At 68.6% G+C, this 15,194-nt stretch carries 9 protein-coding genes and 1 pseudogene; all 10 read right to left on the bottom strand.

The features are described from left to right. Nucleotide 1: 1 nt before the first annotated feature. Nucleotides 2-373: pseudogene (locus ACZ7L9_RS12425) on the bottom strand (enoyl-CoA hydratase/isomerase family protein); the annotation flags it as partial. An 11-nt stretch (nucleotides 374-384) separates the two neighbouring features. Next, nucleotides 385-1,020 carry an isochorismatase family protein gene (locus ACZ7L9_RS12420; protein WP_471414741.1) on the bottom strand — a complete coding sequence of 212 codons (636 nt, stop codon included), beginning with the start codon at nucleotides 1,018-1,020 and terminating at the stop codon, nucleotides 385-387. Nucleotides 1,021-1,318: 298 nt separating this feature from the next. Then, nucleotides 1,319-2,119: a GOLPH3/VPS74 family protein gene (locus tag ACZ7L9_RS12415; protein ID WP_471414740.1), complete on the bottom strand. Its 801-nt coding sequence runs from the start codon at nucleotides 2,117-2,119 to the stop codon at nucleotides 1,319-1,321. Between the two features lie 219 nt (nucleotides 2,120-2,338). Next, nucleotides 2,339-2,797, bottom strand: coding sequence for a CBS domain-containing protein (locus ACZ7L9_RS12410; RefSeq protein ID WP_471415186.1), 459 nt, complete (start codon nucleotides 2,795-2,797; stop codon nucleotides 2,339-2,341). A 260-nt stretch (nucleotides 2,798-3,057) separates the two neighbouring features. After that, the gene (sbnA, locus tag ACZ7L9_RS12405) at nucleotides 3,058-4,065 is read right to left on the bottom strand and encodes a 2,3-diaminopropionate biosynthesis protein SbnA (RefSeq protein WP_471414738.1); all 1,008 of its coding nucleotides are present in this window, start codon (nucleotides 4,063-4,065) and stop codon (nucleotides 3,058-3,060) included. 214 nt (nucleotides 4,066-4,279) lie between these two features. Continuing rightward, the gene (sbnB, locus tag ACZ7L9_RS12400) at nucleotides 4,280-5,350 is read right to left on the bottom strand and encodes a 2,3-diaminopropionate biosynthesis protein SbnB (protein ID WP_471414737.1); all 1,071 of its coding nucleotides are present in this window, start codon (nucleotides 5,348-5,350) and stop codon (nucleotides 4,280-4,282) included. Then, complete coding sequence (locus ACZ7L9_RS12395; protein ID WP_471414735.1) at nucleotides 5,347-6,351, bottom strand: TauD/TfdA family dioxygenase; 1,005 nt, start codon at nucleotides 6,349-6,351, stop codon at nucleotides 5,347-5,349. Before ACZ7L9_RS12395 ends, sbnB begins: the two co-directional genes overlap by 4 nt. A gap of 23 nt (nucleotides 6,352-6,374) precedes the next feature. Then, nucleotides 6,375-9,629 carry a non-ribosomal peptide synthetase gene (locus tag ACZ7L9_RS12390; RefSeq protein WP_471414733.1) on the bottom strand — a complete coding sequence of 1,085 codons (3,255 nt, stop codon included), beginning with the start codon at nucleotides 9,627-9,629 and terminating at the stop codon, nucleotides 6,375-6,377. Between the two features lie 63 nt (nucleotides 9,630-9,692). Further along, complete coding sequence (locus tag ACZ7L9_RS12385; RefSeq protein WP_471414732.1) at nucleotides 9,693-12,227, bottom strand: Pls/PosA family non-ribosomal peptide synthetase; 2,535 nt, start codon at nucleotides 12,225-12,227, stop codon at nucleotides 9,693-9,695. A 1,150-nt stretch (nucleotides 12,228-13,377) separates the two neighbouring features. Beyond that, nucleotides 13,378-14,988, bottom strand: coding sequence for an amidase (locus ACZ7L9_RS12380; RefSeq protein ID WP_471414730.1), 1,611 nt, complete (start codon nucleotides 14,986-14,988; stop codon nucleotides 13,378-13,380). Between the last annotated feature and the right edge of the window lie 206 nt (nucleotides 14,989-15,194).

The raw sequence follows: 15,194 nt of genomic DNA, 5'->3' as shown, positions 1-15,194 counted from the left end.
GCATGGTGCAGGCCAGCGCGAGTTCGCTGCCGCCGCCCGACGCGAGACCGTCGATCGCGGCGATCGTCGGCTGGGGAAGCTCCTCGATGCGGTGGAAGGCGTCGAGGTAGGCCTCGAGCCCGGGGGAGTGGATCGCCCCGTCCCGGCCGACGGCGAGCCAGTCCGGATGCCCCGTCAGATCACCGTGGTTGACGAAGTACCCGTCGCCGCCGCCGGTGACGACGACCAGCGTCACCCGATCCGCGTGCTTGGCGAACTCGTCGAACAGGGCGACGAGTTCGGCGAGCGATTCCGGGTCGAGGTACTGGTCAGGTGGCCTGTGATACGTCAACAAGGCGATCGAGCCACGGTGTTCGACGGTCCAGCTGATCACGGCGGGGTCCGCTACTTACCGGTGGAGCCCTGCGCCAGGACGTAGTTCGTCCACAGGGCCGCCGCGCCACCGTGCCGCATCAGCACGTCCGTGAGGGCGACGCGCTCGGGCGAGGTGATCTCCGGGGTCCACTCGCTGAGCAGAGCGGTCCAGTTGATGGGCCGGGCGCCGGCCATGGTGAGGCGCGTCTTGGCGTCCTCGTGGGCCTCAGGACTGACGCCGGCGGAGCAGTCGGACACGAAGTACACCTCGTAGCCGTCCTTGAGTGCGCCGATGACGGCCTGCGCGAGACACACGTCGGTGGACAGGCCGGCCATCACGAGCTTGCGGCGCCCGGTGACCTCGACCGCAGCCCGCACCTCGGGATGGGCCCAGGCGTTGGTGGTCACGCGATCGATCGGCTTGAGATCCGGGAACACCTCGCTGATCTCCGCGAAGATCGGGTCGTCGAGCGGGCCGCCCGTCGCGCCGACCGTGGTCAGGACGGTCGGAACGCCCAGGATCTTCGCGGTGCGGGCGAGCCCGACGACGTTGCTGACCAGCTCGGTCTGCGAAGGAGGGGTGGTCATCAGGGCGATGGCGGGCTGGTGATCGATCAGGACGACGGCGGAGTTCTCGATGGTGAGCTCGTTCTGGTTCTCGGACATGGCTGTCTGACTCCCCTGTTCGGCGGGGGCGGCCCCGCGGCCGCCGCTGACACCGAGTCTCGTGAGCCCCGGCCCCCGCCACATCGGTCAAACGCCTGCCGACACGCAACGGGCCCGGCGACGGTCGTATTACCTATGCCGGACCGGACGTGTGGACCCTCCGCTCTTCCCGTGCGTCGGTGACCGGCTCGCTCCGCGAGACTTCTCACGTTGAGCGGGAAGTTGTTCTCGGTGGCGGCTCGTTCGTACTCGTGCGGGGTCAGGGAGACGGAACTGCCGGCAGGTCGGGCTGTCGGTTTCACCAGCCCGCGTGCCCGCCGCCGTGGTGGCCGGTGCCGCCTGCGCCGCCCTCGGACCAACTGCCCGCGTTCAGGTCGTGGCCGAGACCGTGGCCGCCGGTGGTGAAGTCGGCGTAGAGGTCACTGAGCTCGCCGAGGAGCCGGCGGGTGAGGACGTCGGCGCCGGTGGTCAGTGCCGCAGCGAGTTCCTCGTCGGCGACCGGGGTCGCTCCGGCGGTTGCGGGGGCGAGACGGTGGGCTGCGGCGAGGGCGGCCAAACGGCGGCGGCCGGTGATGCCGCGCAGTCCTGGATAGGCGGCCGGGGCGAGGCGCGCGGCCTGGACGAGCACGGCGAGGGTGAGGTCGCGGTCGGCGGTGGACCTTGCGGAGCCGGAGCGGACCACGCTGTCGAGGCGGGTCAGCAGCGCCCGGCGGCGCGGCAGGTCCACGGAGAGAATGTCGTGGCGGGTACGGCCGCTGGAGTCGCGCCACCGACGGACACGGACCGCCTTCTGGTCCTGCAGCCGGGAGAGGTACTCGACGGTCAGGGAGCGCGGTGTCCGGCGCAGCCAGTCCTCGAGGCCGGGCGGGGGAGCAGCCGCGCCGAGAGTGTGCAGGACATTGCTCAGGCGGCGGTCCTCGACGGGCCGGGTGTCCACCACCTCGATCCGCCGGCGGCCGACGGCGATCCGTCCGGCCAGGCCCAGATCCGCCAACTCCGCGGTCCGCAGGGCGAACCGGAGCCGGTCCCCGCCCCGTATCCGTATGCGCCGCCTGCCCGGGACTATCGCGAGCAGGAGCAGTTCATCCCCCGTGGTCATACATGCCAGGGTAGGCGCGGCCTTCCACGGAAGGGAGCGCTCCGCACTCCGCGGACCCACCACGCCGGCTTCCCCGACCGGCCTCACCCTGCGTCCTCCGAGCCCGGGCAAAAGGGTCCGCAGCGTGCCGGCTGTACCGGAGCGCCCACTTCCGGGAGGCCGAGCCCGGACGCACAGGTCACAACCTGGCCGGGTTCCTCCGGGGTTCGGTGAGACGCCTCAGCCCGCGGATTCGCCGGACATCCCGGCACTCGCGTACACGCGGCTCGCGAACTCGGCGATCTGTTCGTCGCTCAGATTCTTCGCAAGATTTGCCTCCGTGATCATGCCGACCAGACGGTGGCCGCCCTGGACGTCGATCACCGGCAACCGCTTGATCTGGTGTTCCTCCATGGTCCTCAGGACATCGCCGGCGTCCGCTTCGGCATCGATCCAGTGCACCTTGGCCTTGAGTGATCCGGCCTGCACGGTTGCCGGGTCGATGCCCTCGGCGCAGCATTTGACGACGATGTCACGGTCGGTGATCAAGCCTGTGAGCTTGTTGTTGTCGCCGCAGATGGGCAGGCAACCGACGTTCAGATCGCGCATCATCTTCGCCACGTCGAACAGCGACTGGTGCGCCCCGACGCACTGCACGCCGCCGGACATGATGTCTCGCGCTCGCAGTGTCCCAGCCATGATTTCCTCCTGTTCCGACAGCGTTGCCTCCTTCGTCATCGATCACAACACGAATGGGTCAACACCGCTCCTCGGAAGCGTCAGCGATACAGGGATCCCGAGCGTCGTCGCCCGACCGGATCGGACCCGAGCGGCCGAGGCGGACATCGGGAAGGGCCTTGTCGGTGCTGCCGGCCCCTCGGACGGGGCGCCCGGGGCTTCGCTGGAACTGGTGCGGGTTGCCATCGCGGCTTTTGGTACGCGTGGTCCGGCCGACCGCCCTACCGTGTCGCCGGCGAGGGGGCGGCTGCCCAGGAATCGGCGGCCTCCTTGTCGGAGTCGAGCCCGTCCTTGCCGTAGAGGTCCTGCAGCCAGTTGGTCTGGTAGATGGTGTCGAGGTAGCGCTCGCCAAGGTCCGGGCCGATGGCCACTGCGGTGAGTTCGCGCGCGTCATGCCGGGCCAACCAGTCCGTTGCGCCGCTGATCACCGTGCCGGTGGAGCCGCCGAACAGGAACCCGCGCTTGGCCAGACGATGGCAGGCACGTATGGTGTCCGACTCCTCGACATGAATCACCTCGTCGACATAGGACTCGTCGAGCAGCGGCGGGCGCACGCTCATGCCCAGACCGGGAATCATCCGGCGGCCCGGCGAACCGCCGAAGGACACCGAGCCGACGCTGTCCACCGCGACGATGCGCACCGGCCGGTGCCATCCCCGGAAGTAGCGCGCACAGCCCATCAGGGTCCCGGTGGTGCCGGCTCCGACGAACAGCACGTCCAGCCGCGGGAACTGACGCGCGATCTCCGGCGCGGTCGTGCGGTAGTGCGCCTTCCAGTTGCTCGGATTGGTGTACTGGCTGAGCCACACATACCGGTCGTCGGCGGCGCACAGCGCGCGGACGTACTCGAGCCGCGCGCCGAGAAAGCCACCGGGGGCCTCCTGTTCGGTAATCACGTGCACCTGGCTGCCCAACGCCTCCATCATCATTCTGTTCGACAGATTGCCGCGGGAGTCCGTCACACACAGGAACCGGTAGCCCTTGCTTGCCGCGATCACGCTCAGCGCCACGCCGAGGTTTCCGGACGAGGACTCGACCAGGATCGATTCCGGCTTCAGGATTCCGTCCCGCTCAGCGGCCTCCACCATCTCGGTCGCGGCCTTCAACTTGATCGAGCCGGCGAAGTTGAAGCCCTCACACTTCAGGAAGAGCGAGTGCCCGAAGATCGACCGGAGGTCGACATAGAGATTCTCTTCGTTGAAGGCGTAGGGAACGGAAATGACGGGCACGATGATCTCCTCTGGCTGGAGCAGAGCACTTTCGGAACTTCCATCCGGCCCTGGGCGGGCTCCTCGCTTGTGCGGATGAGACCCCGTGTCCAACCAGGTGGGACGGGGCCCTACGTCAGCGGCCGCTGTCTCGTGCGTCAGGACCTGCTGTGACGTGACCGGTGGTCTCCTCCTGGGATCAGCCCTGAAGGAGTCTCTTGGTCTCTCGGCCGGCTCATCCGTACCGGCTCAGTTCGTGGAAGAAATCGTCGACGACCTGCAACTCTCCGCAGCGGGCCACTTCGGTGTACACGTACTTGCCCACCGCGAGGTCGAGCACCCCGAGGCCGAAGGGCGAGAACACCACCGGCCGGTCCGTCGGCACCCTCACCCGCCCGGCCATCACGTCGTCCAACGTGCCGTTCAGGAAGTCCCGGTTGCCGGTGAGTTGCTCGGCCAGATGCGGCGACGTGTCGGCCTTGAGGCAGTGCTCGACGTCGTCGACGATGTTGGTCGAGGCGAGCAGGATCTCCGGCGCGAGGTCGCGCAGCGACACATGCACCACCAGCGGATTGTGTGCGAACCATGACAGGTCACTGACGTGCGGTTGACCGGCGACCGTGGCGAAGACGACCAGATCGCTGTTTCGGATCAACTGCTCGGCGCTGTCGTGCACGGTGATTCGGCCGGTGGTGTCCGACTGCTCCAGGTAGCACCGGAAGCCTGCCGCGCTGTCGGCGGACAGGTCGTGCACGCCGATCTCGTCGAACGACCAGCCGGTGCCGACCAGGAAGGTGTGGATGTAGCGGGCGATCAAGCCCACCCCGAAGAACCCGACGCGCGTCGGGCGTGGCCGTTCGCGGCTGAGCCAGTCGGCCGCCAACGCCGCGGACGCGGCCGTCCGGGTGGCGCTGATGATCGAACTCTCCAGACAGGCGAACGGGTAGCCGGTGTCATGGTCGTTGAGGATCAGCACGGCCGATGCCCTTGGGATGCCGGCCGTCACGTTCTCCGGGAAGCTGGAGATCCACTTCAGGCCGTCCACCCGTGTCTCCCCGCCGATCGAGGCGGGCAGCGCGATGATCCGGGAGGACGGGCGATCGGGGAAACGCAAAAAGTACGACGGCGGGTTCACCGAATCACCGGCGCCGTGCACCCGGTAGGTGGCCTCGACCAACTCCGTGATCCGCTTCTCGCATCCGTGCAGCGTGCGCCGGACCTGGGCACCGGAGATCACCGCGAACGGTGGCACGGTGATCGGTGCGACACTTGCGGACTCTCTCGCTGTGGAATCGACGGTGGTCATTGCGTGGTCACCTCTACGGTCGGCGAGCAGTCGGCCAGACGCACCGGTTCGGCCATGGCGACGAGCACCTCGCGCGGTCCCTCGAAGGGCTCCCTGCTGTGCGCGGTGCGGACGTTGTCGACGAGCATCAGGTCACCGGCCTGCCACGGTTCGCGGGCGGTGTTCGCCTCGTAGACGCTGTTGAGCAGCTGCACGACGTCCTCGCCGATCGGGTCGCCGTTGCCGAAGCGGGTGTTGAACGGCAGCCCGTCGGCGCCGTAGACGTCCACCAGGTACTCGTGGACCTCGGGAGCCATCGTCCACTCGTTGAGGAACGCGATCTGGTTGAACCAGCAGCGTCGGCCGGTGACCGGGTGGCGCACCACGGCGCTGCGGCGCTGTCTGGTGCGCAGTCCACCGTCGGGCTGCCACTCGAACGTGATCGCATTGGCGCGGCAGTAGCGCTCGACGGCGCCCCGGTCCTCGGTGCCGAAGGCCTCGGCGACGGAGGCGCCGATCTCGTCGTTGTAGCTGCGGGTGAGCAGCCAGCCCTCGCGCTCGAACCGCTCGGTCAACCCGGTGGGCAGCGCGTCGAGCACGGTCGGTGAGTCGGCCACCGCGGTCGCCCCGCCGTCGGTGGGCGCACTGAGACAGGCGAACATCATCAGGCCCGGGAACTCAAGCGTGTAGCTCAGTTCGTGATGCATACACATGGGCTGGTTCGGCGGCCACTTCGATGAGGAGTACACCCCGTCGGAGTAGGTCTGCCGGGGTGCGAAGGCCTCCTGCTCGGTCATCAGACCGGTGGCCAGCTTTGAGAAGACGGCACCGGTCTCGGCCGCATCACGCAGTCCGAGGCCGCGGACCAGGACCGAACCGTGCTCGGCGACGACTGCGCGCAGCGCGTCCCGGTGGTCGGCCGCCCAGGCAGGCGCGTCGCCGGCGGTGTCGGCCCGCAGCCGTGGGGGTCCGCCGGATTCCAGTTCCACGTCGACCAGCAACGCCGTGGATGTGAACGACATCTCGATCTCCTTTCAGCTGACACTCAGGAAGAAGCGAACAATTCGGCGGCGTGCAGCACGGCCTTTGCTGCCTCGGCCGGACGGGTACGCAGGAAGTAGTGGCCGCCGTCGGCGAGTTCGTGCAGGTCGACCCGCTCGGCCAGGAGCTGCCAGTCGCGGTACCGGCGCGGGTACTCCGCCGTGCTCGGGTCGTCCGCGGCAACGACCACGGTGACCGGCGCGGAGAGCTTCTGCGCCGGCGGGCGTTGCAGTGCGTCGGCGAAGTAGTGGTGTGCGGACACGCAGTCGTGCCGGTAGGCGGCGCCGACGTGCTCGGCGTGCTGCGCACCCAGCTCACCGAGTGAGGTGTAGCCGCCGTCCGTGCTCAGGCTCGCGGCGATCTCGGCGTTGCTCCGCCCGGTCAGCTCGGTGATGGTGGCGCGCCGGTCGTCGGCGTCACCGAGCAGTTGCGCGCCGAGGAACACCCGTTGGACGTCCACCCCGCGCTCCCGCAGCTTTCTGGCCGTCTCCACGGCCAACGCGGTGCCCGAGGAGTGGCCCCACAGCAGGACCCTGGTCAGGCCACGCCCGGTGATCTCGTCGACGACCTGCTCGACCACGTGTGTCATCGGCGCGAGCGGCTCGCTCTCGGCGGCCACGTCGTGACCCGGCAGCTCGACGGCGTAGACCGCCGGTCCACCGTCCGGCAGCGCCCTGGCCATCGGCTGGAAGTTCACCGCGTTGCCGCCGGCGTAGGGGAAGCACACCAGGGCTGCGGTCTGCGCACCATCCGATTCCGACAGCGGCTGAAGCAGCCCGGCACGCCGCTCGGACCTGCCGTCGACCAGCCCGGCCAAATCGGCGAGGATCGGGTGACGGGTGACGTCCTTGAGGGACACCGCACGGTCCAGGACGATGGCCAGCTTTACCGCCGACAGCGACGTGCCGCCCCGGTCGAAGAAGTGGTCGCGCCGTCCGATCTGATTCTGCGGGATGCCGAGCACCTTCGCCCATGCGGCCGCCAACTGCTGTTCGGTCGGCGTATCCGGCGCGCGGTAGTCGTCCCGGACGGTGTCGAGTTCTCCGGCGAGTGCCTGCAGAGTCCTTCTGTCGATCTTGCTGTTGGCCGTCAGCGGCAGAGTCTCCCGCCAGTGAAAGGCCGACGGGACCATGTACGCGGGCAGCGACTCACCGAGCCGGTCCAGCAGGATGTCGACCTCGAGCGGCCGCCGACCGGAGTAGAACGCCACCAGGTGCTTGCTCTGGCCGGCCCGCTCGGCGACGACGACCGCACCGTCGCGAACACCGGGCACCTGCAACAGGGTGTTCTCGATCTCGCCGATCTCGATCCGGAAGCCACGGATCTTCACCTGGGTATCGCGGCGCCCGAGGAACTCCAGCTTTCCCTCGGGCGTCCAACGGCCGTAGTCGCCGCCCCGGTAGAGCCGGGTGCCCTCACGGTGCGGATCGGCCAGGTAGGCCTGCCGGGTGCGCTCGGGGTCGTTGACGTATCCGCGGCCGACGCAGACGCCGGAGAAGACGATCAGACCGGGGGCTCCGAGCGGCACCGGGATCAGGTGCTCGTCGACGACGTAGACGTGCACGTTGTTGACCGCAGGACCCAGCAGGACCCGGTCTCCGTCGGGCACGCGGTCCATGACCTCGTGGTTGGTGTCGTCCGAGGTCTCGGTCAGCCCGTAGGCGTTGACCAGCTTGATCCCGGGCTGGGCGGCGAACCAGCGCTGCACGAGCTCCTTCTTCAGCGCCTCGCCCGTGACCGACACGCACCGCAGGTCCGGCAGCTCGCGGGGGTGCTCCTTCAGCCAGGACACGACCACGTCCAGGTAGGAGGGCACGATCTGGAGGACGGCGACCCGGCCGTCGACGATCTTGTCGACGAACCGCTGGACGTTCAGGATCACCTCCTGCTCCACCAGCAGGGTCCGCCCCCCGACCAGGAGCCCGGACACCAGCTGCCACAGCGAGATGTCGAAGCATTGGGGTGCAGTCTGGGCGACCACCTGTCCCTCGCCGATCTCCAGGTCGTCGATCTTGGCGTAGAGGTGGTTCAGCAGGCCCGCGTGCTCGCACATCGCACCCTTGGGCTCACCTGTGGAGCCGGAGGTGAAGTAGATGTAGGCGAGCTGGTCCGGTGCGACGTGGAGGCCCAGATCACCGTCGGCATGGTCTTCCTCGTAGGCTGCGCCGACGAAGAGCTTCCGGACCCCGGACAGCGAGTCGAGGGCCTGGTCGAGCGTGGAGGTGCTGCCGGGTTCGGTCAGCACGAGCCCGCATGCGGCACGCGAGAGCATGGTCGCGAGGCGGTCGGCCGGGAAATGCGGCTCGATGGGCAGATATACGCCGCCGGCCTTGAAGACCGCGAGGACGGCGGCCATCCAGTCCAGGTTGCGCTCGGTCACCACCGCGACGACACCCTCGGGGCGCAGCCCCCGCGCCAGCAGGGCTCGTCCCACCCGGTTGGCGCGCGCGTTGAGTTCTCGATACGTCAGTTGCTGATCCCCATGCACCGCGGCGACGGCGTCCGGGTGTGCCGCCACCCGCTGCTCGAACAGTTCGTGGAACCGGCGGTCCGGCAGTTCCCGGCGTGGACCGGCGAGTTCTTCGAGCTGGAAGTGGAGTTCCTCGGCGGAGAGCAGGCTCTGCCGCCCGTGCTCGGCGTCCGGATCGGCGGCGATGAGCGCGAGTGCGGTGAGGTGGTAACCGGCGATCCTGACGACGCAGTCCTCGTCGAGCGCGTCGGTCCGATACCGCAGCCGCAGCACAGGGTGGCCGCCACGTTGCGAAAATCCCACCCACAGCACGGTGTTACCGGCGACTTCGCCGCCGGCGCCGTGTAGATCGAACACGGCCTCGATCGACGGCTCGGCCAGGCCCAGTTCGCACCTGAGCTCATCGACCGGGAAGTCCTTGTGCGACAGCAGGTCCGACGCGACTCGATGGGCGTCCAGCAGCAGCGCCCGCCACGAGTCGGGCTCGGTCGTCAGCCGGCAGGGCAGCGGTCGGCCGCCCTCCGCGGAGACGTACCCGGTCGCGACCTCGTGCTCGCCGGACAGCGCGGCGAGCACCTTGGCGTGCGCTGCCAGCAGCACTGAGCCGAGCGGCACCGCCAGGTCCTTGGCCAGCCGGCCCAACGCCGCGACGACGTCGTCCGGGATCGGCGCCTCGTGTTCGCCGACGCCCTTCACCGGATTGAGCGTCCACCGCGGGATTTCGGTGAATCCACCGGCGACGAGCACATCGCGCCAGAACTCCCGGTCGGCCTGCGCTTGCATTCCCATCTGGTCGTCCCTCTCCATTCACCTTCGCCACCGTGCTGTTCAGCGCCGACAAGGGCGGAGCTGCTATCCCATCCGCGTCAGCGCCTCGGACTGATCAGGGGCGTCTCGCAGCTCCGTGGCGGGGTTTCCTCCCCAGCGTGCGTGTTCCGGGACCTCCTCGCCCTTCATGAGGAAGGAGTCGGGTGCGAGCACCGCGCCGGTGCCCATCGTCACGCCGTAATGGACATGGGCTCCCACACCGATGGTGCAACCGGCGCCGAGGGTGCTGCGATCGGATTTGAAGGTGCCGTCCTCCTGCGAGTGGCACTGGATCTTGCTTCCCGCATTGAGCGTGCAGTCGTTCCCGATGGTGGTGAGCGTCCGCTCCGTCACATAGCAGCCGTCATCGAAGACCCTGCTGCCGATCCGAACACCCAGCATCCGCCAGATCACGTTCTTGAAAGGGGTGCCGTTGAAGATGTCGAGGTAGTGGTCGGGCACCTTCCAGAGGCGTTCGTGCCACCAGAAGTACGGGTCGTAGATGGAGCACACCTGCGGTTGCAGCGCGCGGAATGCCGCGATGCCGCGCTCCACCAGTACGAAGTAGACGGCAGTGAACCCGAGGCTGAGCACCAGGAACGCGGCGATCAGCACATGCCCGTAGGAGCCGTACAGCTCGGCGTTCGCCAGGCCGAGCATCGTGAGCACGAAGAAGTGCAGCCACCGCACGAGCAGGAAGAAGATCATCGAGCGGATGTTGTAGTGGTTCTTCGCAGCGAGGCTGCGGCGCAACTCGTCGCCGGTGCGCAGATGGTCGAACCGGGAATCGCGCTCGACCGACCGGGGAATCTCGAAGCACGGTGAGCCGAGCAGGCCCACCCCCTCGCGCACCTCGCCTTCGAGGGGAACCATCACCTTCGTCGCGAGGAGACAGTTCTCGCCTGTCCTGGCCCCCGAGGGATAGGCGATGTTGTTCCCGAGGAAGTTGTATGACCCGATCGAGGCCCGGGACACCCGGAAGGACGTGCTCGAATAGTCGGCGTTGATGATGGAGAGCCCGTCGGCGACCATCGTCCCGCTCCCGACCGAGCACAGAAACGGGGTCTCGTGTTGCACTTCCGTGCCGAAGTTCGACCCCGTCTGCTCGACCCGGGACAAGTCGTATCCGATGCCGCGCAAGTAGTGGACGATGTAGGAGCTGTCACCGAACAGCCATGTGAAGAACTTGATGTTGGTCATGCGCCCGATCGCCCGGTGCGCCGAGTAGTGAAACCCGTACAGCGGATAGACCTTGTCCGGCTTGACGACCAGGTTCAGCAGGCGCGGAACGGTGAACATCACGGCCAGGCCCACGACGACGAAGCCGAAGAACAGCAGCAGGGAAAGGACCAGGGCGTCGATGTAGAGATCCAGCGATGTGAGCTCCACCGTGCCCGGGCTCAGCCGGTTGTGCAGCGCCGGGACCAGGGTCACCAGCATGTACGCGCCCCCGACGGCTAGTGGCACGTAGAGGAAGAACAACTGAAGCACGGTGATGAGGCCGAAGCCGGCCCGGCGCAGCGTGCCGCATGTGGCCGGCCCGATTCTCAGGTAGTCGTGCTGCGTGAGCTGTGCCGGGGACCCGTGCCAGCGCTGACGGCCCGGAACCGCCTGGCCGCTGTACAGCGTGGACGTGTGGCCGAGTTGAGCCCCGTCGCCCATCGACGTGTTGATGTCGAGCACCGTCTTCTCGCCGATGAACACGTCCCGGCCAAGGGTGACCCGGCCGGTCTGGATACGGCCGGCGTGCGCCCGGTAGCAGGGGAAGAACGAGTCTTTGCGGATCACCGTGCCGGCGCCGACGGTGAGCAGGTCGGGACAGACCGGAACGCTGCGGGAGAGGATCGTGACCCCTTTGCCGATCCGCGCGCCCAGGGCTCGCAGGTACAGCACGTACAAGGGATTGCCGACGAAGAAGATCATCGGGTTGGCGTGGATCAGCACCTTGACGGTCCAGAAGCGCAGATAGGTCAGACCCCAGACCGGGAACTCGCGTGATTTCCACCGGCCGATGAGGAGCCATTTGGCCGCGATCGGGAAGGTGCACAGCCCGACGAAGCCGATGCCTCCGAAGACGAACGATCGCAGGTAGATATCGATCACACCCGAGCCGGCGGAGACCCATGCGTAGCCTCGGTCGGCAACAAGTCCGGCGAGGAACGAGTACCCCAGGAAGAGCAGGAACTGCAGCGTTCCGCAGAGGGCGTACCGCGCCGTGCCGATTGGGGTCACCACCTCGGCCGGCGCCGGGACCGGCGGCTCGAGTGGGGTGGGCGCGGCGTTCGCGAGCCCCGTCGCCAGGCTGCGGATCGTCGGGTGCCGGTAGATGTCCTTCATCGACGCCGAGGGAAGGTCAGCCCGCTTCCTGACTCGTGCGCAGAAATGAGCCATCACCAATGAGTTGGCGCCGAGGTCATCGAAGAAGTGGCTGTCGATCGACACCCGTTCGACGCACATGACGTCAGCCAGCACCTCGGCGAGGTCTTTCTCGACGCCGTTCTCCGGGCCGGTGTACTTGTGTACGTCGATCGCGGATTCATCCGGCCCGGGTGTCAAGACGTCGAGGGATTTCTCCTCCATGCGAGCTCCTTGAGGAACTTTCGAGCGCCGCCGACATTACGGCCGGCACCCGTACTCGCGCTTTTCGATGGCCGGAGCGAGCGGTCCGGAAATCACGATGTCGGGATCTGTGGTCGGATCCAAAACCGCTGCCTCAGTCTTAGCCGTCCACCGTCGGGCTGCCACTCGAACTCGATCGCATCGGCGCGGCAGTAGCTCTCGACGGCGCCGAGGCGGTCCTCGCTGCCGGACTCCTGGCGCCGGCAACGCGGAGCGCTCGCCGCCCGGTTCACTCCTCGCCCACGATTCTGCCCGGCGGGACGGCGATGAAGTGCGCATGCGTTTCGCCGTACTGCATGCGAGTGGGGCGTGCCTGATCCGGGAGGAGCTGCGCCGGGGCGCGGGGCGGTGACGACAGCCGGGGCATCGCAGTTGTGAGGAGTCGAAGTGACATCCGTGCGCTTCTCAGTGGTGGCGCGGTGGCACGCGCGGCCGCAACCCGGTGATGTGACTCGATCAAGTGAGGTACGTCCGCGCGCCCGCAGCGTGATCATGGTCATGCTCCGTGACCATTCACCCGCTCGCTTCAGAGTGCGGCTGACGTATGACGAAGCGATCGTGCAGGTCGGACTCGGTCCACGCCGCACACGTCGGTGCCTTCGTGCCCTGGGACAACCGGGTGACCTGGCACCATGCCGTGGACGACTACGGCGACGGTGCCCGTGCCCACCGCAAGTGGCCGACGGGGGCGGCGGCCGCTTTGGCGAGGAGGCCATGGGCCGTTGGACGGACGAGTGCGGCTCCGCCGACGGTCCGCAGGTCGATTTCGCCCAGCGGGGTGTGCAGGGGGAAGGCGAAGCGGGCAGGGCCGACGGCGTACTCGGCGTAGCCCCCCGTCGCCGGGCAGGTACACGGCGACAGGGGCTCCGACTGCGAGACCGCTGACGTCTTCGCCGAGCGCGGCGATGTGCTCGCAGTTCTCGGTGGCGGCTCGGCTGAGCCCGACCCGGTTCGCGTCCGGCCCCGGCGCACCGCTCGTACCGAAGTGCGTTATGACCCGCACATGGGTCCTCGACCATGACGCGCTCGGCAGCGGTCACCGAAGTCCCAAAAGGGCGAGTGGTACGGCGACGGCACCGGCCGACACGCGGCGGTGCCGTCGCCGGCCGTCTCACCGAGTGGCGTCGGACGTCACGGAGGGCAGGTAGCGCGGTGCCCGCCAGGCATCCAGCCGCTGCTCCACCGCCGCCCCCAGCGACAGCAGCTCGGCGTCCTGGTGGCCGCCGGCCATCAGGAGCAGGCCGACCGGCAACTCGCTGACGAACCCGGCGGGCACGGACAGCGAGGGGTACCCGGCGACGGCGGCCGGGGTGGAGGACGGGATCACGTCGTTGTCGCCCCGCGCGCAGTCGGTCGTCCAGGCGGGCGGGTTCGCCGGGGAGGCGATGGCGTCCAGGTCATGGGCGGCCATGGTCTCGTCGATGGACCGCCGGGACAGGTCCTTCAGCTCGGCGCGCATGGCCCGGTAGCGCGGGTCTGTGGTCGACGGCGCGACCAGGGCCTGCTCGAACAACTCCTGGCCGGCGAAGCAGGTCCGCTCGGCCGGGTGCGTGCGGTTGAACTCGATCAGCTCGGCGAGGTCGCGAGGCCCGTTGCGGGTGGACAGGTAGGCGTCGATGTCCCGGTGGAACTCGCTCAGCAGAGCCGGGAACTCGAGTTCGGCGAGCCTGTCCTGGTACGGCGGCTTCACCTCGAAGACCTGGGCCCCGGCGGCACGCAGTTGTGCCGCGGTCCGGGTCATCAGGGCGTCCACCTCGGCGCCGAGCGAGGGGAGCCGCCACAGGCCGATCCGCTTGCCGCGCAGGCCGCCGGGGCGCGTGGCCGCGTCCGTGAGGCCGAAGGCACCGTCGGCGCCCGCGGCTTCCTGACCGCTGAGCACCGAGAGGGTGATTGCGGTGTCGATGACGTTGCGCGCCATGGGGCCGGCCGTGTCCTGCTCGGCGGAGATCGGGACGACGCCAGACTGGCTGACCAGTCCGAGGCTGGGCTTGTGGCCGACGACCCCGTTCATCCCGGCCGGGCACACGATGGAGCCGTCCGTCTCGGTGCCGATCGCCACCTGCGCCAACGACGCGGCGAGCGCGGTGGCGGAACCGGAGGACGATCCGCACGGATTCCGGTCCAGGACGTACGGGTTGTTTGTATGCCCGCCCACCGCCGACCAGCCCGACGTCGGCTTCGCCGCGCGGAAGTTGGCCCATTCGGACATGTTGGCCTTGCCGAGGATCACCGCGCCGGCCGCGCGCATCCTGCTGACCAGATCCGCGTCCGTGTCCGGCGGACTTCCGGCCAGCGCCAGCGACCCGGCCGTTGTCGGCATGTCGCGGGTGTTCACATTGTCCTTCAGCAGGACGGGGATGCCGTCGAGCGGGCCGCGGACCTTTCCGAGGCGATGCCTGACGTCGCTGGCGGCCGCCTGGCGCAGGGCCGTCGGGTTGGTGCGCAGCACCGCGTTGATCTTCGGGTCGATGGCCTTGATCCGCCGGAGGTACGACAGGGTCAGCTCCGACGAGGTCAGGGACCCGCGCTTCATGCGCTCCTGTAACTCGGGGATCGTCACCGTCTCCAGGTCCACTCCGCGCAGGAGCGTCGACTCGGTGGGGGACGAGGAACCGTCGGCACCGGAGTCGGCGGCCACCGCACGCTGCCCCGGCACACCCGCCGCCAGAAGGGGTGCCACGGCCAGGGCCGCGGTCAGTGCCGCAATGCTTCTCTTCTTCATGGGGGACAGCCCACTCCAGGAGGATCGCCGGACGCAAGAGACTTCTGCGCCTCCCTCCGATGCTCGACCGACCGACTGCCCGGCCGACCGACTGCCCGACTGCCCGACTGCCCGACTGCCCGGCCGGCCGGCCGACCGACCGCCCGCCCGACCGGGCGCGGGGGTGCGCGGGACGGAGCCGTTCCATACCCACACCCGTACCCGCG

Source organism: Streptomyces sp. NPDC111516, from assembly GCF_055635345.1.
Note: the sequence above shows the minus strand (reverse complement) of the source record. Positions and strands in the feature narration are given on the sequence as shown.